Raw genomic sequence first — 21,809 nt, 5'->3', positions numbered from 1 at the left:
CATGGACACCCTCGATACCGCTTCCCGCGAAAGCACGGCCGCGCCGTCCGTCGACGACGGCTTTGCCCTGACCCCGCCGCACAGCCCCGCGCAAATGCGCGTGACCAAGCGCAACGGCGCCACCGAAAGCGTGGACGTCAACAAGATCGTGCGCGCGGTGACACGCAACGCCGACGGCCTGCACGCGGTCGATCCGCTGCGCGTGGCGCTCAAGACCATCGGCGGCCTGTACGACGGCGCCAGCACGGCGGAGCTGGACCAGCTCTCGATCCGCACCGCCGCCGCGCTCACCGCGGAGGAGCCCGAATACGGCCAGCTTGCCGCGCGGCTGCTCGGCGCCTACATCGACAAGGAAGTGCGCGGGCAGGAGATCCAGAGCTTTTCGCAGTCGATCGCACGCGGTGCGGAGCTGGGCCTGCTCAACGCACGGCTGCGCGACTTCGTCGCCGCGCATGCGCGCAAGTTGAATGACGCGATCGACCCGGTGGCCACGCGCCGCTTCGAATACTTCGGCCTGCGCACCGTGTACGACCGCTACCTGCTGCGACACCCGCAGATGCGCAAGGTCATCGAGACGCCGCAGCATTTCTTCATGCGGATCGCTTGCGCGCTCGGCGGCAACGACGTGGGCGAGGCGCTGGAGCTCTACCGCCTGTTTTCCGCGCTCGACTACATCCCCAGCTCGCCGACGCTGTTCAACGCCGGCACCGCGCACGAGCAGCTCTCCTCCTGCTTTCTGCTCGACTCGCCGGCCGACTCGCTGGAGGCGATCTATGACAAGTACACGGACGTGGCCAAGTTGTCCAAGTTCGCCGGTGGCATCGGCCTCTCGTTCACGCGCGTGCGTTCGCGCGGCTCGCTGATCCGCGGCACCAACGGCCACTCCAACGGCCTGGTGCCCTGGTTGAAGACGCTCGACGCCTCCGTCGCCGCGGTCAACCAGGGCGGCAAGCGCAAAGGCGCGTGTTGCGTGTACGTGGAGCCCTGGCATGCCGACATCGAGGAGTTCCTGGAGCTGCGCGACAACACCGGCGACGAGGCGCGGCGCACGCACAACCTCAACCTGGCCAACTGGATCCCGGACGAATTCATGCGACGGGTCGAAGCCGACGGCGACTGGTCGCTGTTCGACCCGAAGGCCGTGCCGCAGCTGGTCGACCTGTGGGGCGTGGCTTTCGAGCACGCCTACCGCGAGGCCGAGGCCGCCGGTCTCGCCGCCAGGACGATCAAGGCGCGCGAGCTCTACGCGCGCATGCTGCGCACCCTGGCGCAGACCGGCAACGGCTGGATGACCTTCAAGGATCGGTGCAACGCCACCGGCAACCAGACGGCCGAGGCGGACAACGTGATCCATTTGTCCAACCTGTGCACCGAGATCCTGGAGGTCACCGGCGCGGGCGAGACAGCAGTGTGCAACCTGGGCTCGATCAATCTCTCGCGTCACATCGCGGAGGGCACGTTCGACTTCGGGCGCCTGGCCACCACCGTGCGTACGGCAGTGCGCCAGCTGGACCGGGTGATCGACCTCAACTTCTATCCGATCGCCAGCGCGAAGAGCGCCAACCGGAAATGGCGTCCGGTGGGCCTGGGCGTCATGGGCCTGCAGGACGTGTTGTTCCAGTTGCGCCTGCCGTTCGACTCGGCCGAGGCGCTCGCCCTGTCCACACGCATCGCCGAAGAGATCTACTTCCAGGCGCTGGAGCAGTCCTGCGAGCTGGCCGAACAGGGCGGCGCGCATCCGGGCTTCGGCGAGACCCGCGCCGCGCGCGGCGAGCTGCAGTTCGACTACTGGCCGCAGGCCGCGCCGCACGATGAGGCGCGCTGGAGCGCATTGCGCGAACGCGTCAGAAACAGCGGCCTGCGCAACTCGCTGCTGATCGCGATCGCGCCCACCGCCACGATCGCCTCGATCGCCGGCTGCTACGAGTGCATCGAGCCGCAGGTGTCCAACCTGTTCAAGCGCGAAACGCTCTCGGGCGATTTCCTGGTGGTCAACCGTTACCTGGTCGAGGAATTGAAGACGCTGGGCCTGTGGACGACCGAGGTGCGCGATGCGATCAAGCTGGCCGACGGTTCCATCCAGGGCATCGCGGTGATCCCCGAACGCCTGCGCCAGGTCTACCGCACCGTGTGGGAGCTGCCGCAGAAGGCGTTGATCGACCTGGCCGCCGCGCGCGGCGCGTACATCGACCAGAGCCAGTCGCTGAACCTGTTCATGGAGAACCCGAACATCGGGCAGCTTTCCTCGATGTACATGTACGCCTGGAAGGCGGGCATCAAGACCACGTATTACCTGCGCTCGCGGCCGGCGACGAAGATCGCCAAGACGACCGTCGCCGCGCCAAGCCAGGGCGAGGCGAACGCAGCGGTGTTCTGTTCACTGGAGAATCCGGAGTATTGCGAGGCCTGCCAGTGATGGGAAACGCGCATGCAGCCTTATCGCAATCTCGATGGCCATTCGGGCGTCATGGGGTACGAGCTGGGCGCGGGCTGGATCCAGGTGTGGTTCGTCAACGGCAAGGACTACCGGTACTCGGCGGCCAATGCCGGGGCGGAGCATGTGCGGAACATGCAGATCCTGGCGGAAGCCGGCGAGGGCTTGGCCAGCTACATCAGCAAGTTCGTCCACGACAAATACGATTCCGGCGCGTGAAGGCCCCTCGCCGGCCGGGAGAGGGGTGGGGCAGAGGGTACGGCCCTTGCCATCGCTCGCTCACCCTGAGCGTAGGCGCGTCAGCGCCGAAGTCGAAGGGCCGCGCCAACCCGGCACCCGCGCGAGCTCCGCACCCCCACCCGCCCTTTCGGGGCACCTTCTCCCGGGTGGAGAAGCAAAAGTCCAAGGCATCCCGATGACCAGCCAGCTGCTCGACCCCGGCTACGCCCTCACCCTGCGTCCGATGCGCTATCCGGCCTTCTACGAGATGTACCGCGCCGCCATCCGCAACACCTGGACGGTCGACGAGGTCGACTTCGCCCCCGACCTCACCGACCTCAACGCCAGGATGAACGCCGCCGAGCGCCACCTGATCCAGCGCCTGGTCGCCTTTTTCGCCACCGGCGACACCATCGTGGCCAACAACCTGGTGCTCAACCTCTACCAGCACATCAACGCGCCCGAGGCGCGCATGTACCTCTCGCGCCAGCTCTACGAGGAAGCGCTGCACGTGCAGTTCTACCTGACCCTGCTGGACACCTACATTCCCGATCCGACCGAACGGCACAAGGCGTTCGACGCGATCCATAGCATCCCCTCCATCCGCGCCAAGGGCGAGTTCTGCTTCAAATGGATCGGCTCCATCGAGCACCTTCGCCGGCTCGACACCCGCGAGGACCGCCGCCGGTTCCTGCTCAACCTGATCTGCTTCGCCGCCTGCATCGAGGGACTGTTCTTCTACGCCGCGTTCGCCTACGTCTACTACCTGCGCTCGCGCGGCCTGCTGCACGGACTGGCCTCGGGCACCAATTGGGTGTTCCGCGACGAGTCCGGCCACATGGCCTTTGCGTTCGAGGTAGTTCGCACGGTGCGCGCCGAGGAGCCGGACCTCTTCGACGATGCGCTGCGCGCACAGGTCGAGCAGATGCTCGAGGAAGCGATCGCCTGCGAAACGCAGTTTGCCCAGGACGTGCTGTCCGGCGGCGTGGCCGGCCTGTCGGCCAGGGATATGCGCCAGTACCTGGAGTACTGCGCCGACCAGCGCCTGGCCCAGCTGGATTTCCCGAAGAAGTACGGCGCCAGCAATCCGTTCGACTTCATGGACCTGCAGGACGTGCAGGAGGTGACCAACTTCTTCGAGCGACGCGTGTCGGCCTACCAGGTCGGCGTGCAGGGCGAGGTGGCGTTCGACATGGCGTTCTGAGACGCTGGCGGCCTGCCTTGCTAGGGGAAACCGATGAGCCTGGCCGACGTCACCATGCTGTTCGACAGCCCGCTGTTGCGCATTATTGGGATCGACTGCCGCCATCCGCGCGGCGGTTGCGGTTGCGAGCGGGGCGACGAGCGCACGCATCTGGCCCTGCTGCGCCGCGGCGGCTTCGGCTACCACCTGCGTGGCGCGGCGTACGTGGGCGATCCGGCCACCGCATTGCTCTATCGCGCCGGCGACAGCTATCGCATTTCGCATCCGTTCGAGGGCGGGGATGACTGCAGCTGCTTCGAGGTGGCACCCGAGCACGAGGACGAATTGTTCGGCCGCCGCCTGCGCGACGGAGCCGACGCCGCGCGCGTGGCCAGTCCGGCCGACCAGTACCGGCACCGCGCGCTGCACGCCGCGCTGTTACGCGGCGGGGCTGATCGCCTGGCGGTCGAGGAAGCGGCTACCGCGCTGTGCCACGACATCCTGCATCGCGCCGCGCTGCCCGAGGCTCCACTCTCCGTGGCGGCCCGGCGTCTGGCGACGCGCGCGCGGGAAATGCTGCTTGCCGATCCCGCCGCCGACGGCGGGCTCGCGGCACTGGCCACGCGGGTCGGTTGCTCGCCATTCCATCTGGCGCGCGTGTTCCGCCGCGCCTTCGGCCTGAGCCTGGCGGACTACCGCACCCGCGTCCGCCTAACGCTCGCGCTCGAACGGCTCGCCGCCGGCGCGGACGATCTCGCCGCGCTGGCCTGCGAGCTCGGCTTCAGCCACCACAGCCATTTCGGTGCGGCGTTTCGTCGGCATGTCGGGCTGACACCCGCGGCGGCGCGCGCGCGGCTGCGCACGGATGCGGTCACACGCGCGAGCAGGCATTTGATAGCGACGCGGGCGCGCGGCCGCTAGCGTTGCGGGCGTCCCCACGGGAGTACGCCATGAAGTCCGCCGTTGCCCTGTTCGCCCTGGTTGCAGCCTTTCACGCGGGCGACGCCCGCGCCACCGCGCCTCACGCCATGCTGCCACCCGCGCTCGCCAGGGCAGTCGCCGCGTTCGACCGCGCGCAGGTGCAGGGCGATGGTGCCGCGCTTGGCCGCCTGCTGGCCGACGACTACGTGCTGTTCAACAGCCGTGGCCGCGTCGAGGACAAGGCCGCCTTCATCCACGACTACACCGCGCCCGGCGCCTCGATGAAGCCGTTCACGGTGGAAGACGAAGTCGTGCGCCACTGGCCCGGCGGCGCCGTGCTCGGTGGCGTGGCCACGCTGGAGGGCACCAGCGCAGGCAAGCCCTACAAGGTCCGCCTGCGCTTCGCCGATATCTGGGCCGAACGCGACGGGCGCTGGCAGGTGGTCTTCACCCAAGCCATTCGCGCCCCGTTGCCGTAGCCCACCAGGCTCCCTTTCCTTGCGGAGGCTTGGGGTGAGGGGCCGAGGCTCGCCGGGGTCGGCGGCGTGGTGACGCTCCCCTACGCGCGTTTCCCCCCACGCCCTGCCTGCTCGCAAGCCTTGTCCCCTCACCCCAAGCCTCTCCCTTACAAGACAGGGCGCCATGCCGCCCGGCCTATTGACTACACCTGTAGTCAGCGCTAGCTTGACTACAACTGTAGTCAGGAAAGCCGCCATGCCACGCCCCTCGATCGGCGACCAGGAACTCGCCCTGCTCCATTACCTGGCCGACCACGCCCCCGCTTCGGTGGGTGAGGTCGCCGCCGGCTTCGGCGAGGCGCGCGGGCTGGCCCGCTCGACCGTGCTGACCATGATGGAGCGGTTGCGCGGCAAGGGTTACCTCAAGCGCCGCCAAGGCGGCGGGCTGTACCGCTACAGCCCGGCCACCGCGCCCGGCGAGGCGATGCGCCACGCCGTCGGCAGCTTCGTGGAAAAGACCCTGAGCGGATCGGTCTCGCCATTCGTGGCCTACCTGTCCGAGCGCGCCGAGGTCAGCGATGCCGAACTGGCCGAGCTGGAGGCGCTGGTGGCCCAGTTGCAGTCGCGGCGCAAGGAGACCTGACCATGTCCACGCTCCCGGCATTGCTCGATGCCCTGTCCACCCGCCTGCTGTGGACCTCGGCGCAGGCCTGCCTGCTGATCGGCGCGGTCGCGCTGGCCTGCCACCTGCTCCCGCGGCTGCCGGCCGCGATGCGCTGCATGCTCTGGTGGCTGGCCGGCGCGCAACTGGTGCTGGGCTTGGCCTGGCACACGCCGCTGCAGCTGCGCTGGCTGCCGCCGCCCGATGACGCACCACTGATCGTGACGACCCCGGCACCGCCGGTCGTGCTGCCGATGGCCACGCAGCCAGTCGCCCGTCGCGCACCCTCCGCCGCCTTCGTTGCGCCGCCCCCTGCGCCGCGGTTCGCCTGGCCACGGTTCCTGCTCGTTCTCTGGCTCGGTGGCGTCGGGCTGCAACTTGCCCTGGCCGCGCGCCAGGGATGGCGCGTCGCTCGTGCCCGCCACGGTGCGCGACCGGCTCCGCCGGCCTGGCAGGCGGTCTGCCGAGTCCACGCTCGCCGGTTGGGCCTGCGCCATGCGCCCGGTCTGGCACTGTCGCCGGCCATTGGCTCGCCGCAGGTGCTCGGCGCCTGGCGCCCGCTGGTGCTGTTCCCGGCCGACGCGCGCCTGTCCGACGAGGAAACCGCGATGGCCATTGCGCACGAACTGGCACACCTGCGCCGCGGCGACCTGTGGCTGGGCTGGGTTCCGGCACTGGCTCAGCGCCTGTTCTTCTTCCACCCGCTGGTGGCCTGGGCGATGCGCGAATACGCGCTCAGCCGCGAGGCCGCCTGCGATGCCCAGGCGCTGGCCTGCACCGGCGGCGCACCGCAGGCCTACGGCCGGCTGCTGCTGCGGCTGGGCGTGGCCACTCCGCTCCCCTCCGGCCTGGCCGGGGCTTCCCCCACGTTCCACAACCTCAAGAGGCGACTGACCATGTTGCAGCACATCGAGGCCACTCCCGGCCGCAGCCGCGGCTGGCTGCTGCTTGTCGCGATCGCGGTGGCCGGCGTGGTGCCTTACCGCGTGACCGCCGGCAGCACGGATGCTCCCGCGAGCCAGAGCCAACCCGCACAGACCGCGCTACCCGCGGCACGCCCGGCACCGGCCGCGGCGCCCGCTCCCGCCGCACGTCCGGCACCGGCCGCCCATCCGGCGCCGTATCGCATCCCGCCTCCGCCGCCGGCACCACCCGCCCCACCCCCGCCGCCTCCCGCGTCCATCCCGCCCGCGCCTCCGGCACCGCCCGCACCTCCGGCACCGCCCGCACCTCCGCCGGCACTGACGGGCTTCGCTGGCCATCACGTGCACATCGACAACCATTCGGACGCGCGTAGCGGCTTGGCGATCTTCGACGGCGATACGACGATCATCAACGGCAACGATGCGGACATATCCGCGGCCCGCCATCTGCAGCGCGGCAACGCGCCGCTGGTCTGGTTCCGCCACGCCGGCAAGGCGTACGTCGTGCACGACCCGGCTGTGGTCGCGCGCGCCAAGGCGATTTACGCGCCGGTGACCGAGCTGGCGAGCGAGCAGGGCAGGTTGGCCGGGGAGCAGGGACGGCTGGCCGGCCAGCAAGCCGGACTGGCTGCGCGGGACGCCGCCTTCGCCGGAGAGCAAGCTGACCTCGCCCGCGAGGCGGCGGAAATCGCCGCACAAGCCGTGGAGGTCAACCCGGGGCCGGACGAGGGTGCTTCGCGCGCCCGCGAAGCGCGCCAGCACGCGCTAGAACAGCGGCAGGCCGAGCTGGAGCAGCGGCACGCCGCGCTGCAGAAAGAGATTGCCGGACAACAACGCGACCTCGAAGCGCAACAGGCTGCGTTCGGGAAACAGCAGCAGGCACTCGCCGAGCACCAGCAGGAGGTCAGTCGCAAGGCCGAGCTGCAGATGCAGCAGTTGCTGGAAGAGGCGGTTCGCAACGGCAAAGCGCAGCTGAGCGGGGCGCGCTGATCGGCCAGGGCTCACCAAGGAGCACGCGCAGGAGCGCGTGCGGCCGTTCCCGACCGGCGGCGGGGGGCCAGACCCTGTAGGGCCCGCTTGTCGCCGATTGATGATCGGCATCCCCTACCAGCGGGCTGCTAGGAGGTTGCTGGTCGCCGTCAGGCCATGCCGCCGTTGATGCCGATCACCTGGCCGTTGATGTAGCCGGCGGCGTCCGAGCACAGGAAGGCGACCAGCGCGGCGACTTCCTCCGGCTTGCCGGCCCGCTGCGCCGGCACCATCTCGCGGATCCGCTCGGGCGGGAAGTTCTCGCCGACCATGCGGCCCTCGATCACGCCGGGCGCCACCACGTTGGCGGTGATGCCGCGAGAGGCCATCTCGCGCGCCAGCGACTTCACCGCGCCGTGCAGGCCGGCCTTGGCCGCCGCGTAGTTGGCCTGGCCGCGATTGCCGACCTGGCCGCTGACCGAACCGACCGCCACCACGCGACCGAAGCGGGCACGCGCCATTGGCAAGAGCAATGGCTGTACGACATGGAAGAAGCCGTTCAGCGAGACATCGATCACGCGCTGCCACTGCCCGGCGTTCATGCCGGCCATCGGCGCGTCGTCGTGCACGCCGGCATTGCTCACCACGGCGTGGATCGGACCGTCGGCCAGCAGGCTCTCCAGCGCCATCTGCGCGGCGTCGCCATCCGTCACGTCGAAGGCGATGGCGCGGGCCTGCCCGCCCGAGTCGCGGATCGCCGCCGCCACGGCCTCGGCGCGCTCCGGCGCGCGGTTCGCGTGCACGATGACCTGATAGCCGGCCGTCGCCAGCGCGTGGCAGATCGCGCTACCGAGATCGCCGCTGCCGCCGGTGACGAGGGCGCGGCGGGGCGAAGCAGTCGTGCTCATGAGTTCGGTCCCTCCGGATGGATCACCGCGGCGCGCCCGCTGGCCAGGAGGTGGCCGTCGCGTTCGATGCGGAACAGGTACTGGGCGCCGGTATCGCCGGCATAGAGGCATTGCGCATGGACGTCCAGACGTCCATCTGCCGACACGTACTCGACATCCAACCGCACCTCGCGCAGGCTCACCAGCATGCCCGGCCGAACGGTCTCGACGCCGCCGGCCCGCGCGCGCAGCGCGCCATGCACCGCCATCGCCTGCGCACCGTACTCGGCCAGGTGCACCGCGTGCAGGCCATGCGGGCCGCGCAGCGGGTTATCGGGGCGGGCGTGACCTTCGCTGGCGGCGTGGATGGTGTCCACGTCCCATGTTAGGACCGCATCGAGCAGGCACATGCCGCCCGCGTGCGGGATCAGGTGCGCCCAGTCACTCTTCGGCAGCATGCTCGGCCTGCGCATGCGGCGCCATCAGGATGGAAAGGCAGAAATGGAAGGCCACGCCCAGGCTGACGGTGAGGCCGATCGCGCGCAGCACGGGGATGGTCGCCCATGCCAGCATGCCGAACACCAACAGCGCCGACAGCACGCACACCAGCGTGGCGTGGAGCGTGCGCCGCTGCTCGGCGGCATTGCCGGTGTCGCGTTCGAAGAACAGCGCGTAGTGCAGGCCCAGGCCACCGGCCAGGATCAGCGCGACCAGGTGGAACAGCGAGATCTGCACGCCCGCCACCCGTTCGACCGCCAGCACCAGGAAGGTCGCGAGGGTCATCGGTGCCAGCACGTGCCAGGCCCGACGCAGGCTGCGCAGGGCCAGGCTGATGGTCAGCACCAGCAGGATCGTGGCGGCCAGCAACGCCTGCAGGATGCGCGTGCGGTAGGCGACCACCAGCGATTCGGCTGCGCCCTTCAAGTCCAGCACGCGCACGGTGCCGCCGCTGCCCCGGGCCAGCGTTGCCAGCGCCGCGGCGTCGTGCACCCCGCTGACCGTGCCCAGGCCGAGCCAGTGGCCGTCGCGTTCGACCAGCATCGCGGCCAGGCGCTGGCCCAGCGGACTGGCCGCGAAGGCCTTCGGGGTCAGCGGCGGCAGACTGCGCGCGGTCTCCACGTCGGCCACGAAGGGCGCGAACAGGTCGCGCCGGAACGGCAGGCCATCGGTGGCCTCGGCGAGCGACTGCTCCAGTGACGCGCGATCCGGCAGTTTCTGCTGGCGCGCGTGTTGCGATGTTGCGCTGGGCAGGTAGCGCGAGGGCAGCTCGATCGCGTCGACGGCCTTGTTTGCAACCAGCACGTCGACCTTCGGCTCGAGCTTTTCAGACAGCGCGAGCACCGCCTCGGGCGTGGCCGCCTCCAGCACCAGCAGGTAACGCACGTCCGGCGCGCCGAGCGCCGAGCGCAGGCGGGCGTCGCGCAGCAGCAGGTCGGTCGGCAGCGGCGTGAGCGCGGCCAGGTCGTTCTGCCAGAATGGCCCGCGGCCCAGCGCGAGCAACACGACGATCACGACGGCGACCGCCCACGGGATCCAGCGCGGACGCGGCAGATTGTCTACCGCCCCGCGCAGGCGCTTGAGCCATGGCAACGCCGCGACATCGCGCACCCGGGTCGGCAGCAGGTACGGCAGCAGATAGCGCGTGCTGAAACCGGCGGCGAGCAGGCCGACGATGGTGAACACGGCCAGCTGCTTCAGACCGTTGACGCCCGAAGCGTAGAACGCGAGGTACGCGATGCATGCCGAGGCGATGGCGGTGAGCAGCAACGGCCACAGGTCGCGCACGCTCGCCACCGCATCCTCGCCGGCGCGGCGGTGGCTCAGCACGCGGATGGGATATTCCTGCGCCACGCCCAGCAGCGTGAAGCCGAAGGCCAGGGTGATGCCGTGCACCTGCGGGTAGATCAGCGTCAGCGCCGCGATGCCGGCCAGTGCGCCACTGGCCACCGGCAGTGCCGCCAGCAGCAGCGAGCCGATGCTGCGATAGGCCAGCAGCAACAGCACGATGAAGCCCACCGTGGAGATGCGACCGATCCAGTCGGCCTGGTCGCGCGTCTGCGAGCTGGCGACCACGCTGAAGTAGCCCGGCCCCGACACGATCAATTTCGCCTCGCGACCGCCAGGCAACCCATGCAGCGCTTCCTCGATGCCGCCGATGGCCGCCTGTTGCGCATCCGGATCGAAGCCGGGCGCGCGGGTCTGCACCAGCAACAGCGCCTCGCCTTGCGGCGAGAACCACACGCCGTCACGGATCTGCGGCGAGCGCGCCGGCGCCCAGCGCTGTGCGAGCTTGAGCACTTCCAGCGTGGGGTCGCGCGGCAGCAGGCCCTTGAACAGGCTGGCCGCCGGCGAGCCGAGTTCGTCCAGGCGCTGCTGCAGCTCATCGCCCAGGAACGCCGCGTCGAGCGCATGCGTGTCCAGTGTCGGGGAAAGCAGGTAGCGGTAGGGCAAAAGCTTCGGATCGAGCGCGGTGAGGTCGAAGCTGCCGTTGAGTACCTGCGCGTAGCGCGGATCGGCCTTGAGCTTCGCCGCGAGCGCCTGGCTCAGCTTCGCCAGGGTGGCTTCGTCCTTGCCGGTGATCGCCAGCAACAGCAAGCGCGAACCGGGACCCTCACCCACCTGTTCCATCAGCAGGCGCTGGTCGGGCGTGGTCGGCGCGGGCATGAAGCTGCGCAGGTCGGTGCCGACCTGAAGATGCTTCACGACCCACAGCCCCAGCAGGGCCAGTACCAGCAGCCATCCGGCCAGCAGCGCGACGCGCGCGCGCAGCGGCATGCTCAGGCGCCCTTGCAGAGCGCGGCGAGCGCCTCGCGGGTGGGCTCGGCCGGCATCTTGTCGGCCAGGCCGCCGAGCAGGTCGACGGCGACGTCGCCGTCCGATTCCTGCATCCACATGCAGCGTGCCTCATCGCCCTTGCCGTCGATACGGATGGTGGCGACGGTGCGCGCCACCTCCAGATCACGCGGGGTCAGCGTGAGCGTCCAGGCGCCCGTGGCGTCGCCGCGACGGGCGATCGCGAAGGCCTGGCGCAGGCGGCCCGGGTCGCCGCCGAGCAGCGCCACGAAGCTGTCCACCAGCACCTTCAGCTGCGGCGCGCGCTCCAGCGAGAAGCTGCGCTCGCCCTTGCCTTCGCGCTGCTGGGTGACCTTGCCGTCGGCGATGCGCGCGGTCTCTTCATGCGGTTTGGTGACGTGGCGCTCGAGCGTGTCGCCGCCCAGCCAGGCCAGTTCGCCGGAGACCACCAGCGGACGGTCGAGTACCTGCATGAAGCGCGCTTCGGCGAACGCCGTGCGCGCTGGCGCGGGACGACCCAGCTGGCTGATCAGCGCATCGGTGGCGTCAGGTGCCGAGGCGTTCGCCGAGCAGGTCAGGGCCAGGGTGCACAGGACCGCGCTGATCTTGCTGCCAGAAGTCATAGAAGTTGAACCAGTTGTAGGGGGCCACGTGGACGTAATGCTCCAACCGCTGGGCATAACGGGCGATGAGCGCATCCAGCGCCGGGCCACGGGCGTGGCGCGGGATATCCACCTGGTCGACCAGCGGCTCGAACACCAGGCGGTAGCGCCGGCCTCCCAGGTACAGCCCGAAGCACAGCACCACCGGCACCTTCAGCGAATGGGCCAGAAGCCAGGGACCGACCGGGAACGGCGCCCCCTGGCCGAGGAACGGTGCGTGGCGCAACGCCTCGTGGCTGCGCCCGCGATCGGCCAGCAGCGCGACCAGTGCGCCTTGCTGGCAGGCTTCGGCGATCGCCAGGGTGATCGAGGTGCCGTCCTGCGAGGCGTCGATCACGCAGGCGCCCACTTCCGGCGCCAGCGCTTCGAGCAATTCGGTCATGGCCGGGGTCTTCTGCTTGTCCAGCAGCACGCGCAACGGCATCTGCGGGCGTCGCGCGCCGATCGCGCGCAGCGCCTCGAAACTGCCCTGATGGGAGCCGAACAGCAGCACGCCATGCCCGCGCGCCAGGCGTTCGTCGAGCATTTCCAGCCCGACCGTCTCGATCTCGAAGTGCTTCTCGCCGTGGGCGAGCAGGAAGATCCGGTCCATGATCGTGGCGGCGAAGCAATGGATGTGCCGCATCACCTGCCAGGACGACGCACGCCGGCCGAACACGCGGCTCAGGTAGGCGCGCGAGGCGGCACGCTCGGGGCCGCGGCGCAGGAAGAAGTAGAGCGTGATCGGGTAGAGAAACAGCCGTCCGAAACGCCGCCCGCCGTACAGCGCGATGTTGCGGATCAGCCACAGCGCGAAACGTCCGCCGCCTTCAGGCCGGCTTTGCCAATGCTGGGTCATGCGTCAGTCGCTCCCTCGACCAGGCCACGCGCCAGCAGGGTGCCGTCGCGACGTACTTCGAAGCGTACCTGCGCGCCGGCCGGCGTCAATTCCAGTTCGGCCGGCTCCTCCGGCTGGAGCGGCGCGACGAACTTGGCCTCGCGCACGCAGGCCAACCGCTGGCCGCGCCAGGCACGCAGGGCCTCGGCGACCTGTTCGAGCAGCAGCACGCCGGCGACCAGCGGGCGCCCCGGAAAGTGGCCCGGCAGGCTCGGGTGGCCGGCCGCGAAGGAAAAAGTGGTGTGGTAGCTGTCGGTGCTCATGGCGCGCGGTTCCTGCCGCGGATCAGCTGGGGCCAGCGTAGCGCCAGCCGGTGCAACAAATCATGCAGGCCCAGGTGCGGCAGATGCCGCAAGTGCCAGCGACGGAAGAGGTATTCCAGGGCGAACACCAGCGCCATCAACAGGTAGGCGCCCAGGTGCACGTAGCCCTGTACCCACGGCTGCGGCAGCGGCCAGGGCGAAGGCACCCCCATTCTTTCAAGCAGGCCGCCCGGAACCTGGCACGACAGCAGCACGGCCAGCAGCAGCGCCTGGGCGCTCAACAGCGCGCTCCAGAACGCCGTAAGGCCCCGCGCGTAGGGAACGATGCCCGGCATGGCCAGCCGCGGCGCGCCTTCGATCGCCTCGATGAACTGCGCCACCAGCGGCTGGCGGCCCGCACGCAGGGTCCGTCCGAACACCCATGCCAGCAGCAGATTCAACAGTACCGGCACCGCGTCCAGCACCAGCGAGGCCAGGCCGCGCGAAGCGAGCCAGGCCAACACGCCAGACAGAGCCAGCCACAGCAGCCAGGTCCCGGGGCGACGTTCACGCAGGGCCGGCCACCACAGCAGGCCCAGCAGCAGCGACAGCGCCGCCAGCGACAGGAATTGCCGGTGCAGCAAGGCGCCGGCGACGGCCAGCAACGGATAGGCGAGCAACAGCGGCAGCGGGCGCTTGCCGACGCGCCGGGCTTCGGACATGACGTGCGCGTGCATCAGTGGTGGAAAAGTCGATGATCCGCGCGATGGGTTGGCGAGGGCGTCACGAGGACGCGAACGCGCCAGCTCAAGCGGCGCGGTTCTGCTCGACGTGCGCCGAAAGCGTGGCCAGGCTCGTGAAGATGCGCTTGTTCTCCGGATTGTCCGAGCGCAGCTGGAAGCCGTAGCGCTTGGACACCGCCAACGCGATTTCCAGCGCGTCGATCGAATCCAGTCCCAGATCGCCGCCGAACAGCGGCGCGTCCGGCTCGATCTGCTCGGGTGGGACCGATTCCAGATTCAGGCTCTGGACGATCAAGGTGGCCAGCTCGTGCTGGGCCGCAGTCTGTTCTGCCATGCTTTTTTCCGTACCCCATGCGTGCCTCCCCCCGGCGGCAACTGGCGCGGAGTGTAACATAGCGGCCTGTTGCTCCTGGTTTGCAATGCATGATGCAGGGTTGTGAAAACGCACTGGCCGAACCGCTGCCGCGCCGCGCGCCGCGGATCGCCTATCGCAGCGGTGACGCGGCCACGGTGCTGGCCGAGTACGGCACGCTGGCGGTGTTCGGATTCGGCAGCGGCGCGCCGGCGAGCGAGGATCCGCGCTGGTTGCGCGTCGCGCTGGAAAGCTTCGACGCGCCGGCGTCGCTGGAGCTGTGGCAAGTCGATGCCGAGGTGGACCACGGCCGTGACGGCGACGTGCGCTGGGCGGTCGGCGGCGGCTGGCTGTTCGCCGCGGTGGAGCTGGATGAAGCCGCCCATGGTGGTCCCGGTCCTGCGGCGACCCATGCCTACCATGCGTTGCGCCGGCTGATCGAGGGCCGCGCCGAACGGCACGTGCTGCGGATCTGGAATTACCTGGAGGCGATCAACCAGGGCGAGGGTGACGCCGAGCGTTACAAGCTGTTCTGCGAAGGCCGCGCCACCGGCATGGGCGAGTTCTTCGCCGACGGCTACCCGGCCGCCACCGCGATCGGCCACCACGGACCGCGCGGTCGCCTGCAGGTGTACCTGCTGGCTTGCGACCAGCCGGGCGAACGCATCGAGAACCCCCGGCAGGTCAGCGCCTGGTGCTACCCGCGCCAGTACGGCCGCACGCCGCCGAGCTTCGCCCGCGCGATGCTGCTGCCGGCGCAGGACGCACTGGCGATTTCCGGCACGGCGGCGGTGGTTGGCCACGCCTCGGCGCATGAGGACGACCTGCAAGCGCAGCTCGAGGAGACCTTCACCAACCTCGAGGCGCTGCTGGCGCGCGGTCGCCTGGCGCCCGGGTTCGACACCCACTCGCCACTGAAGGCCTACGTGCGCCATCCGGCCGACGCCGCGCAGGTGCGCGAGTTCATCACCCGGCGCCTGCCCGGCGTGCCGGTGCTGTTGCTCCACGGCGACATCTGCCGCACCGAACTGCTGGTGGAGATCGACGGCTGGCGTTACGCCTGACGCACACCCGCGGAAGGGACGTATCGCGGTCGCAAAAGACACTGTGCGCGACCGCGCGGCCCGCTCATGCGCGCGCAGAGTGCGCTTCTACACCGGCCAGCTTTCCCTTGGGACAGTGCCACAGCCTGCAGTCGCGCACGGGTGCGCTCCTACCGTTTCGGTTTCTTGATGGGCCGTTTGTAGCCGGGGATCGTCTGCTGGCGCGCACGCCCGACCGTGAGTTCGCCCTCGGGCGCATCCTTGGTGATCACGGACCCTGCGCCGATGGTGGCGTTGGGGCCGATCGTCACCGGCGCTACGAGCGCGCTGTTGGATCCGATGAAGGCACCATCCTCGATACGCGTCAGGTGCTTGTTGGCGCCATCGTAGTTGCAGGTGATGGTGCCCGCGCCCACGTTGACGCCCGCGCCGATGCGCGCGTCGCCCAGGTAGGTGAGGTGATTGGCCTTGCTGCCTTCACCCAGTCGCGCCTGCTTGGTCTCGACGAAATTGCCGATGTGCACGCCAGGCGCCAGTTCGGTGCCCGGGCGCAGCCGCGCGAACGGCCCGATGGTGCACGGGCCATGCGTAATGACGCCTTCGAGGTCGCAGTGCGCCAGCACCGCCGTACCGGCGGCCAGCTGCACGTCCTTCAACCGCACGAAAGGACCCACGTGCACCTCGTCGCCGAGCACCACGCGCCCTTCGAGGATCACGTCGATGTCCAGCTCCACGTCCATGCCGGCATGCACCTGGCCGCGAACCTCCAGCCGTGCCGGATCGGCCATGCGCACGCCCGCCAGCAAGAGTTCCCGCGTCGCACGGCGACGATGGTGGTCTTCCAGTTCGGTGAGCTGCAGCGGGTTGTTGGCGCCGGCCGCCTCGACCGGATCGGCGCATTCGATGCAGGCGGCGGGACGGCCTTCGGCCGCGGCCATGGCGAAGACGTCGGTGAGGTAGTACTCGCCCTGCGCGTTGTTGCGCTCCAGCCGGCCGATCCACCCTCGCAGCGCGTCGGCGTCGCCGGCGAGGATGCCAGTGTTGACCAGGCGGATGGCGCGCTGCGCAGCGTCGGCGTCCTTTTCCTCCACCACGCCGGCGACGCGACCTTCGGCATCGCGCTGCACGCGGCCATAACCCAGCGGGTTCTCCAGCACGGTGGCCAGCAGCGCCAGGCCGTCGGCCGCGACCAGCGGCGCCAGCGTGTCGGCGCGCAAGAGCGGCACGTCGCCGTAAAGCACCAGCACGCGCGCGCCATCGGGAATGTGCGCCAGCGCCTGCGCCACCGCGTGGCCGGTGCCGAGCCGCTCCGCCTGCTCGACCCAGCCGATGTCCGGATCGGCGGCGAAAGCGGTGTTCACCTGTTCGCCGGCATGTCCGTACACGACGTGGATGGTGCCCGGGGAAAGCGCCCGGGCGGTCGCCAGCACGTGGGCCAGCAGGGGCTTGCCGGCCAGCGGCATCAGCACCTTGGGCCTGCGGGATTTCATGCGCTTGCCCTCGCCGGCGGCGAGGATCACGACGTGGAGGGGCGAAGCGGGCATGCGGGTACCGGTGGAAGCCTTCAACGGGCGCCGAGGATAACAGCGCCTTCGTGAAGCGGACTGGTCAGTCCTGCTTTTCCGGCGCCGGCTTCAGGTCCTCGAGCTTGGGCGTGTACGCCTGCACGAAGGCGTTGTGCAGAACGTTGATCACCGCCTGCCAGGCGCCGACGTCCTTGTTGTCGATCCGCCCGCTGATCGGCACCTTGGTCGCGAACTGGTCTTTCTCGTGGTTCTTGAACAGCCAGGTGATGCCGCTGGCGAGCGCTTCCCAGGCGACCCGCAACGGGTTTTCCTTGTCCTGCTCGACATCCTGCTTCCAGCTGAACACCTTGACATCATGCAGCAACGGCTTTGCATAGCCGTTGAGCTCGCCGTTGCGTGCCTGCAGTTGCATGACGAAGGTGCCGTTGCCACCGGCAAAGTCGAGCTTGGCGTAGGCGCGCGCCAGGTCGTTCAGGCGCTTGAGCTCGATCTGCCGGACGCGCAGGTCGAAGGTGAAATCCAGCAGTTTCGGATCCAGCGGATCGAAGCTTGCATCGGCCGTCAGCGGCGCATTGCCGAGCACGTTGGCGGTGGCATGGAAGTCGGCCACGCGACTGCCCTTGGCGCGATCGGCGTTACTCAGGTTGACCGCCCTGGCTTCCACGTCGGTCATCTTCATGTCGACCTTCGGGTGCGACACGAAGTTATGGAAGGTGACCTGGCTGTTGTGCGCGGTCACCTCGTCCAGCCGGATCGGCACCAGCGCTTCCAGTTGCTGGCGCCAGTCCACGCCCTTGCCGGCCTGGCTGGGCGCCTGGTCGCCGCCGTCGACGAAGTTGAGGCTGGCATGGTCGAACTCGACGCGACCGCGGACGGTGCCGTGGGTGAGCGCGCGCCAGCTGATGGCAATGTCAGTGGTGCCCGCGCTGAAGAACGGTACCGGCAGCTTGCCGTCGACCTTGTCGATGCGCAGGTCGCCCAGGCTGTAGGCACCACGCCAGAGATGGATGTCCACGTCCGCGACATGGCCGTGGTAGTCGCCCATGCGGTCCATCTTGCGGTTGAGGTAGTCCTTGACGACGTAGGGCAGGGCCAACCGCGCCACCACCAGGAGCGCGACGATGACCAGCACGATGACCAGCGTACGGCGGGCGACGTGTTTCATGCAGTGTCCAGACAGCCCAGTCCGCCGCGAGTCTAGGCGGATGCGTGTGGGCGCGGCGTTCAGATCAACGGGCGGGCGATTCCGGCCCGGCGGACACCGAGGTATGGCCGTGCTCGCAGCGGAAGGTGAACACGTAGTCGAGGCTGAAGGGCTTGGCTTCGGTGTCCACTGCGTGACTGTTGCCGTCTGCATCGGCCGCCCAGCGGGTGATGGTCAGCGGCGTGTAGCGCCAGTCCTGCACGGCCTTGCGCACGGCCTCGGCAAAAAGCTGTTGTGCGGGCGGCGGGGCCATCCGTACCTCGCCTACGTTTCCTCGCGTGTCCACGATCACGCGTGCCGGGAGTTCGACCTGCGGCGGGCAGGCCGCAAGCTCCGAGGCGGGGTAGGCGGGCGGGACGTGTTGCTCGATGGTGGCCCCCATGGCGACCTGGCCCAGGGCCAGCGAGTAATGCGCCAGACCCGTGTCGTTGGCGACCCGGTAACTCGTCGAGCCGATACCCGGGTCGGACGTGGGCTTCTGCGCTGTGTGCGCGCAGGCTGCCAGCAAGGCGGCAGCGCTGAGCAGAGTGATCGCACGAATCATGTCCGGTCCTTCCTGGATGCCGGCACAGCCTAGCCGGCGGCACCGCACGCGCCAAATCCGCAGCTTGCTCGGAGCGGACCGTGGCGTGGAGTCGGGACTCACCCAAAAGCCCGTCTCGAAGCAACGTCGGCTTGCGCATACCCGCAAGCGCGGCCCCCAACCCTCTCCGACGGGAAAGAGGAGGCCGGTCGCCGCAAACGAAAACGCCGGCGTGAGGCCGGCGTTCCCAGGTCGGACTTCGCAGCCCTTCAGCGCTTCAGGTTGCGGCGCAGGCGCTCGAGCGCCTGCAGCTGGGTCAGCGCCGCGACCAGCTTGGCCTGCGCCTCGGCCACGTCGATGGCGTCGGAGCGGTTGGCCAGGGCGTCCTCGGCTTCCTTCTTGGCGGCCAGCGCGGCGGCCTCGTCGATCTCCTCCGAACGCACGGCCGTGTCGGCCAGCACGGTGACCGCGTGCGGCTGCACTTCCAGGATGCCGCCGCCGGTGATCGAGATGTCGACCTTCTCGCCGCCGGCCTCGGTCACGACGACCTTGCCCGGCTTCAGGCGGGTGATCAGCGGCGCGTGGCGGGGCGTGATGCCCAGCTCGCCCTGGTCGCCGGTGGCGACGACCATCGTCGCCTCGCCCGAATAGATCGCGGCTTCGGCGCTGACGACTTCGACGCGAATGGTGGTTGCCATGGTGGTGTCTCGTTCTGCTCAGGGGGAGGCGGGCCGGAGCGACCCGCCCGAGGGGATCAGGCCGCCTTCTTGGCGGACATCTCCTCGCCCTTCTTGATCGCCTCGTCGATGCCGCCGACCATGTAGAACGCCTGCTCCGGCAGGTGGTCGACGTCGCCGTCCACGATCATCTTGAAGCCGCGGATGGTCTCGGCCAGCGACACGTACTTGCCCGGCGCGCCGGTGAACACTTCGGCCACGTGGAACGGCTGGCTGAAGAAGCGCTCGCACTTGCGGGCGCGCGACACCACCTGCTTGTCTTCCTCGGACAGCTCGTCCATGCCCAGGATCGCGATGATGTCCTTGAGCTCCTTGTAGCGCTGCAGCGTGCCCTGCACGCGGCGGGCCACGTCGTAGTGCTCGGCGCCAATCACGTTCGGGTCGAGCTGGCGGCTGGTCGAATCCAGCGGATCCACCGCCGGGTAGATGCCCAGCGCGGCGATGTTGCGCGAGAGCACCACGGTCGCATCCAGATGCGCGAAGGTGGTCGCCGGCGACGGGTCGGTCAGGTCGTCCGCGGGCACGTACACGGCCTGGATAGAGGTGATCGAACCGGTCTTGGTGGAGGTGATGCGCTCCTGCAGCACGCCCATTTCCTCGGCCAAGGTCGGCTGGTAGCCCACCGCGGACGGCATGCGGCCGAGCAGCGCGGACACCTCGGTACCGGCCAGCGTGTAGCGGTAGATGTTGTCGACGAAAAGCAGCACGTCCTTGCCCTTGCCGCTCTCGTCCTTCTGGTCGCGGAAGTACTCGGCCATGGTCAGGCCGGTCAGCGCCACGCGCAGGCGGTTGCCCGGCGGCTCGTTCATCTGGCCGTAGACCATCGCGACCTTCGACTCCGGCAGGTTGTCGAGCTTGACCACGCCCGCGTCCTGCATCTCGTGGTAGAAGTCGTTGCCCTCGCGGGTACGCTCGCCCACGCCGGCGAACACCGACAGGCCGGCGTGCTGGGTGGCGATGTTGTTGATCAGCTCGAGCATGTTCACGGTCTTGCCCACACCCGCGCCGCCGAACAGGCCGACCTTGCCGCCCTTGGCGAACGGGCAGACCAGGTCGATCACCTTGATGCCGGTTTCCAGCAGCTCGTTGGCGGCGGCCTGCTCGTCGTAGCTCGGTGCTTCGCGGTGGATGACCCAGTGGTCTTCGGCGTTGATCGGGCCGACTTCGTCGATCGGATTGCCCAGTACGTCCATGATGCGGCCGAGCGTGGCAGCGCCGACCGGCACCTTGATGCCTTCGCCGGTGTTGTGCGCGACCAGGCCGCGACGCAGGCCTTCGGTGGAGCCCAGCGCGATGGTACGGACGACGCCGTCGCCCAGCACCTGCTGGACTTCCAGCGTGATGTTCATGCCATCGATCTTCAGTGCGTCGTACACCTGCGGCACCTGATCGCGCGCGAACTCGACGTCGATGACCGCGCCGATGATCTGAACAACTTTGCCCTGGCTCATGGATGTGCTCCGGATGGATTCTTTCAGTGTCTGATTGCAGCGCCGCTACGCGTCGCTAGAAAGGCTGTGCTGCCACGGTCAGACCGCAGCGGCACCTCCCACGATTTCGGAAATTTCCTGGGTGATCGCGGCCTGGCGCGCCTTGTTGTAGCTCAGGGTCAATTCCGCGATGACCTTGTTGGCGTTGTCCGAGGCGCTCTTCATCGCGACCATGCGCGCTGCGTGCTCGCTGGCAAGGTTCTCCAGCACGCCCTGGTACACCACCGACTCGACGTAGCGGCCGAGCACGTGCTCGAGCACCGCGGCCGCATCGGGTTCGTAGATGTAGTCCCAGTCGTGGGTCTGCTCCAGCGTGATGCCGGCATAGGCCGACTCGCCTGCCTGCTGGTGCGCCGACAGCTCGGCCGCCACCAGAGGCAACGGCAGCAGCGCGTCGACCATCGGCTTCTGCGTCATCGTGTTGACGAAGTCGTTGTAGGCCAGGAACACGCGGTCCAGTCCATTGGCCGCATAGGCGTCCAGCACGACCTTGATCACGCCGACCAGCTGCTCGAGCTTGGGCCGCTCGCCCAGATGGCTGACGCTGCCGACAAGGTTGACGCCCTTGATGCGACGGAAGAACTGGATCGCCTTCTGGCCGATCGCCACCACGTCGACCTGCGCGCCCTTGTCCTGCCACTCGCGCACCGCCGGCAACACGCGCCGGAACAAGTTCGAGTTCAGGCCGCCGCACAGGCCGCGGTCGGTGGAGATCACGATGAAGGCCACGCGCGCGACATTCTCGCGCTCGACCAGGAACGGATGCTTGAAGTCCGTGTTGGCCTGGGCCACGTGGGCGATCACCCGGCGCATCATCCGCGCATACGGACGCGAGGCCTTCATCAGGTCCTGCGCCTTGCGGATCTTCGAGGCCGAGACCATCTCGAGCGCGCGCGTCACCTTGCGCATGTTCTGCGTGCTCTTGATCTTGGTTTTGATTTCGCGTCCGCTTGCCATCTGTC

At 69.0% G+C, this 21,809-nt stretch carries 22 protein-coding genes; 8 read left to right on the top strand and 14 right to left on the bottom strand.

Going from position 1 to position 21,809, the window contains the following annotated elements:
• The first annotated feature begins 1 nt into the window (after nt 1).
• The 7 genes from LQ772_RS00375 (at nt 2) to LQ772_RS00345 (ending at nt 7,789) form a co-directional block, all read left to right on the top strand.
• Nucleotides 2–2,416 (top strand): ribonucleoside-diphosphate reductase subunit alpha, encoded by a 2,415-nt coding sequence (locus LQ772_RS00375; RefSeq protein ID WP_231322938.1) that lies wholly within the window; start codon nt 2–4, stop codon nt 2,414–2,416.
• Between the two features lie 12 nt (nt 2,417–2,428).
• On the top strand, nt 2,429–2,653 hold the full coding sequence (locus tag LQ772_RS00370; protein ID WP_231322936.1) for a hypothetical protein: 225 nt from the start codon (nt 2,429–2,431) through the stop codon (nt 2,651–2,653).
• 196 nt (nt 2,654–2,849) lie between these two features.
• Complete coding sequence (locus LQ772_RS00365; protein ID WP_231322934.1) at nt 2,850–3,857, top strand: ribonucleotide-diphosphate reductase subunit beta; 1,008 nt, start codon at nt 2,850–2,852, stop codon at nt 3,855–3,857.
• A gap of 33 nt (nt 3,858–3,890) precedes the next feature.
• Nucleotides 3,891–4,757, top strand: coding sequence for a helix-turn-helix transcriptional regulator (locus tag LQ772_RS00360; protein ID WP_231322932.1), 867 nt, complete (start codon nt 3,891–3,893; stop codon nt 4,755–4,757).
• 29 nt (nt 4,758–4,786) lie between these two features.
• Nucleotides 4,787–5,236 (top strand): nuclear transport factor 2 family protein, encoded by a 450-nt coding sequence (locus tag LQ772_RS00355; protein ID WP_231322931.1) that lies wholly within the window; start codon nt 4,787–4,789, stop codon nt 5,234–5,236.
• 235 nt (nt 5,237–5,471) lie between these two features.
• On the top strand, nt 5,472–5,858 hold the full coding sequence (locus LQ772_RS00350) for a BlaI/MecI/CopY family transcriptional regulator (RefSeq protein WP_231322929.1): 387 nt from the start codon (nt 5,472–5,474) through the stop codon (nt 5,856–5,858).
• Between the two features lie 2 nt (nt 5,859–5,860).
• Nucleotides 5,861–7,789, top strand: coding sequence for a M56 family metallopeptidase (locus LQ772_RS00345; protein ID WP_231322928.1), 1,929 nt, complete (start codon nt 5,861–5,863; stop codon nt 7,787–7,789).
• Between the two features lie 149 nt (nt 7,790–7,938).
• Here LQ772_RS00345 and fabG read toward each other — a convergent pair whose 3' ends face one another.
• From fabG to LQ772_RS00305, 8 genes are all read right to left on the bottom strand, one after another.
• A complete protein-coding gene (gene fabG / locus LQ772_RS00340) occupies nt 7,939–8,676 on the bottom strand; it encodes a 3-oxoacyl-ACP reductase FabG (RefSeq protein ID WP_231322926.1) in 738 nt (245 codons plus the stop codon).
• Nucleotides 8,673–9,113 carry a hotdog family protein gene (locus LQ772_RS00335; RefSeq protein WP_231322924.1) on the bottom strand — a complete coding sequence of 147 codons (441 nt, stop codon included), beginning with the start codon at nt 9,111–9,113 and terminating at the stop codon, nt 8,673–8,675. Before LQ772_RS00335 ends, fabG begins: the two co-directional genes overlap by 4 nt.
• Entirely contained in the window at nt 9,097–11,430 is a 2,334-nt protein-coding gene (locus LQ772_RS00330; RefSeq protein ID WP_231322922.1) for an MMPL family transporter, read from the bottom strand. The genes LQ772_RS00335 and LQ772_RS00330 overlap by 17 nt, the downstream gene beginning before the upstream one ends.
• A gap of 2 nt (nt 11,431–11,432) precedes the next feature.
• Nucleotides 11,433–12,071 carry a LolA-related protein gene (locus tag LQ772_RS00325; protein ID WP_231322920.1) on the bottom strand — a complete coding sequence of 213 codons (639 nt, stop codon included), beginning with the start codon at nt 12,069–12,071 and terminating at the stop codon, nt 11,433–11,435.
• Nucleotides 11,995–12,948: a lysophospholipid acyltransferase family protein gene (locus LQ772_RS00320; protein ID WP_231322918.1), complete on the bottom strand. Its 954-nt coding sequence runs from the start codon at nt 12,946–12,948 to the stop codon at nt 11,995–11,997. The genes LQ772_RS00325 and LQ772_RS00320 overlap by 77 nt, the downstream gene beginning before the upstream one ends.
• Nucleotides 12,945–13,250 carry an ApeI family dehydratase gene (locus LQ772_RS00315; protein WP_231322917.1) on the bottom strand — a complete coding sequence of 102 codons (306 nt, stop codon included), beginning with the start codon at nt 13,248–13,250 and terminating at the stop codon, nt 12,945–12,947. Before LQ772_RS00315 ends, LQ772_RS00320 begins: the two co-directional genes overlap by 4 nt.
• Nucleotides 13,247–13,951 (bottom strand): COG4648 family protein, encoded by a 705-nt coding sequence (locus tag LQ772_RS00310; RefSeq protein ID WP_231322915.1) that lies wholly within the window; start codon nt 13,949–13,951, stop codon nt 13,247–13,249. The genes LQ772_RS00315 and LQ772_RS00310 overlap by 4 nt, the downstream gene beginning before the upstream one ends.
• A gap of 85 nt (nt 13,952–14,036) precedes the next feature.
• On the bottom strand, nt 14,037–14,306 hold the full coding sequence (locus tag LQ772_RS00305; protein WP_231322913.1) for a phosphopantetheine-binding protein: 270 nt from the start codon (nt 14,304–14,306) through the stop codon (nt 14,037–14,039).
• Between the two features lie 89 nt (nt 14,307–14,395).
• Here LQ772_RS00305 and LQ772_RS00300 point away from each other — a divergent pair, with 89 nt between their 5' ends.
• The gene (locus LQ772_RS00300; protein WP_231322911.1) at nt 14,396–15,388 is read left to right on the top strand and encodes a chorismate transformation FkbO/Hyg5 family protein; all 993 of its coding nucleotides are present in this window, start codon (nt 14,396–14,398) and stop codon (nt 15,386–15,388) included.
• 149 nt (nt 15,389–15,537) lie between these two features.
• On the opposite strand, the gene glmU is transcribed toward LQ772_RS00300, so the two are convergent.
• The 6 genes from glmU to atpG form a co-directional block, all read right to left on the bottom strand.
• Nucleotides 15,538–16,911: a bifunctional UDP-N-acetylglucosamine diphosphorylase/glucosamine-1-phosphate N-acetyltransferase GlmU gene (gene glmU / locus LQ772_RS00295; RefSeq protein ID WP_231322909.1), complete on the bottom strand. Its 1,374-nt coding sequence runs from the start codon at nt 16,909–16,911 to the stop codon at nt 15,538–15,540.
• A 64-nt stretch (nt 16,912–16,975) separates the two neighbouring features.
• Nucleotides 16,976–18,058 carry a DUF748 domain-containing protein gene (locus tag LQ772_RS00290; protein WP_231322907.1) on the bottom strand — a complete coding sequence of 361 codons (1,083 nt, stop codon included), beginning with the start codon at nt 18,056–18,058 and terminating at the stop codon, nt 16,976–16,978.
• 64 nt (nt 18,059–18,122) lie between these two features.
• Entirely contained in the window at nt 18,123–18,641 is a 519-nt protein-coding gene (locus tag LQ772_RS00285) for an energy transducer TonB (protein WP_231322905.1), read from the bottom strand.
• Between the two features lie 248 nt (nt 18,642–18,889).
• Nucleotides 18,890–19,318 (bottom strand): F0F1 ATP synthase subunit epsilon, encoded by a 429-nt coding sequence (locus LQ772_RS00280; protein ID WP_231322904.1) that lies wholly within the window; start codon nt 19,316–19,318, stop codon nt 18,890–18,892.
• A 56-nt stretch (nt 19,319–19,374) separates the two neighbouring features.
• Nucleotides 19,375–20,808: a F0F1 ATP synthase subunit beta gene (atpD, locus tag LQ772_RS00275; RefSeq protein ID WP_231322902.1), complete on the bottom strand. Its 1,434-nt coding sequence runs from the start codon at nt 20,806–20,808 to the stop codon at nt 19,375–19,377.
• A gap of 78 nt (nt 20,809–20,886) precedes the next feature.
• Nucleotides 20,887–21,804, bottom strand: coding sequence for a F0F1 ATP synthase subunit gamma (atpG, locus tag LQ772_RS00270; RefSeq protein WP_231322900.1), 918 nt, complete (start codon nt 21,802–21,804; stop codon nt 20,887–20,889).
• Nucleotides 21,805–21,809: the final 5 nt, after the last annotated feature.

The sequence above is a fragment of the Frateuria edaphi genome (assembly GCF_021117405.1).
GTDB classification, from domain to species: Bacteria; Pseudomonadota; Gammaproteobacteria; order Xanthomonadales; family Rhodanobacteraceae; genus Frateuria_A; species Frateuria_A edaphi.
This window is presented reverse-complemented; position numbering and strand designations above follow the sequence as displayed.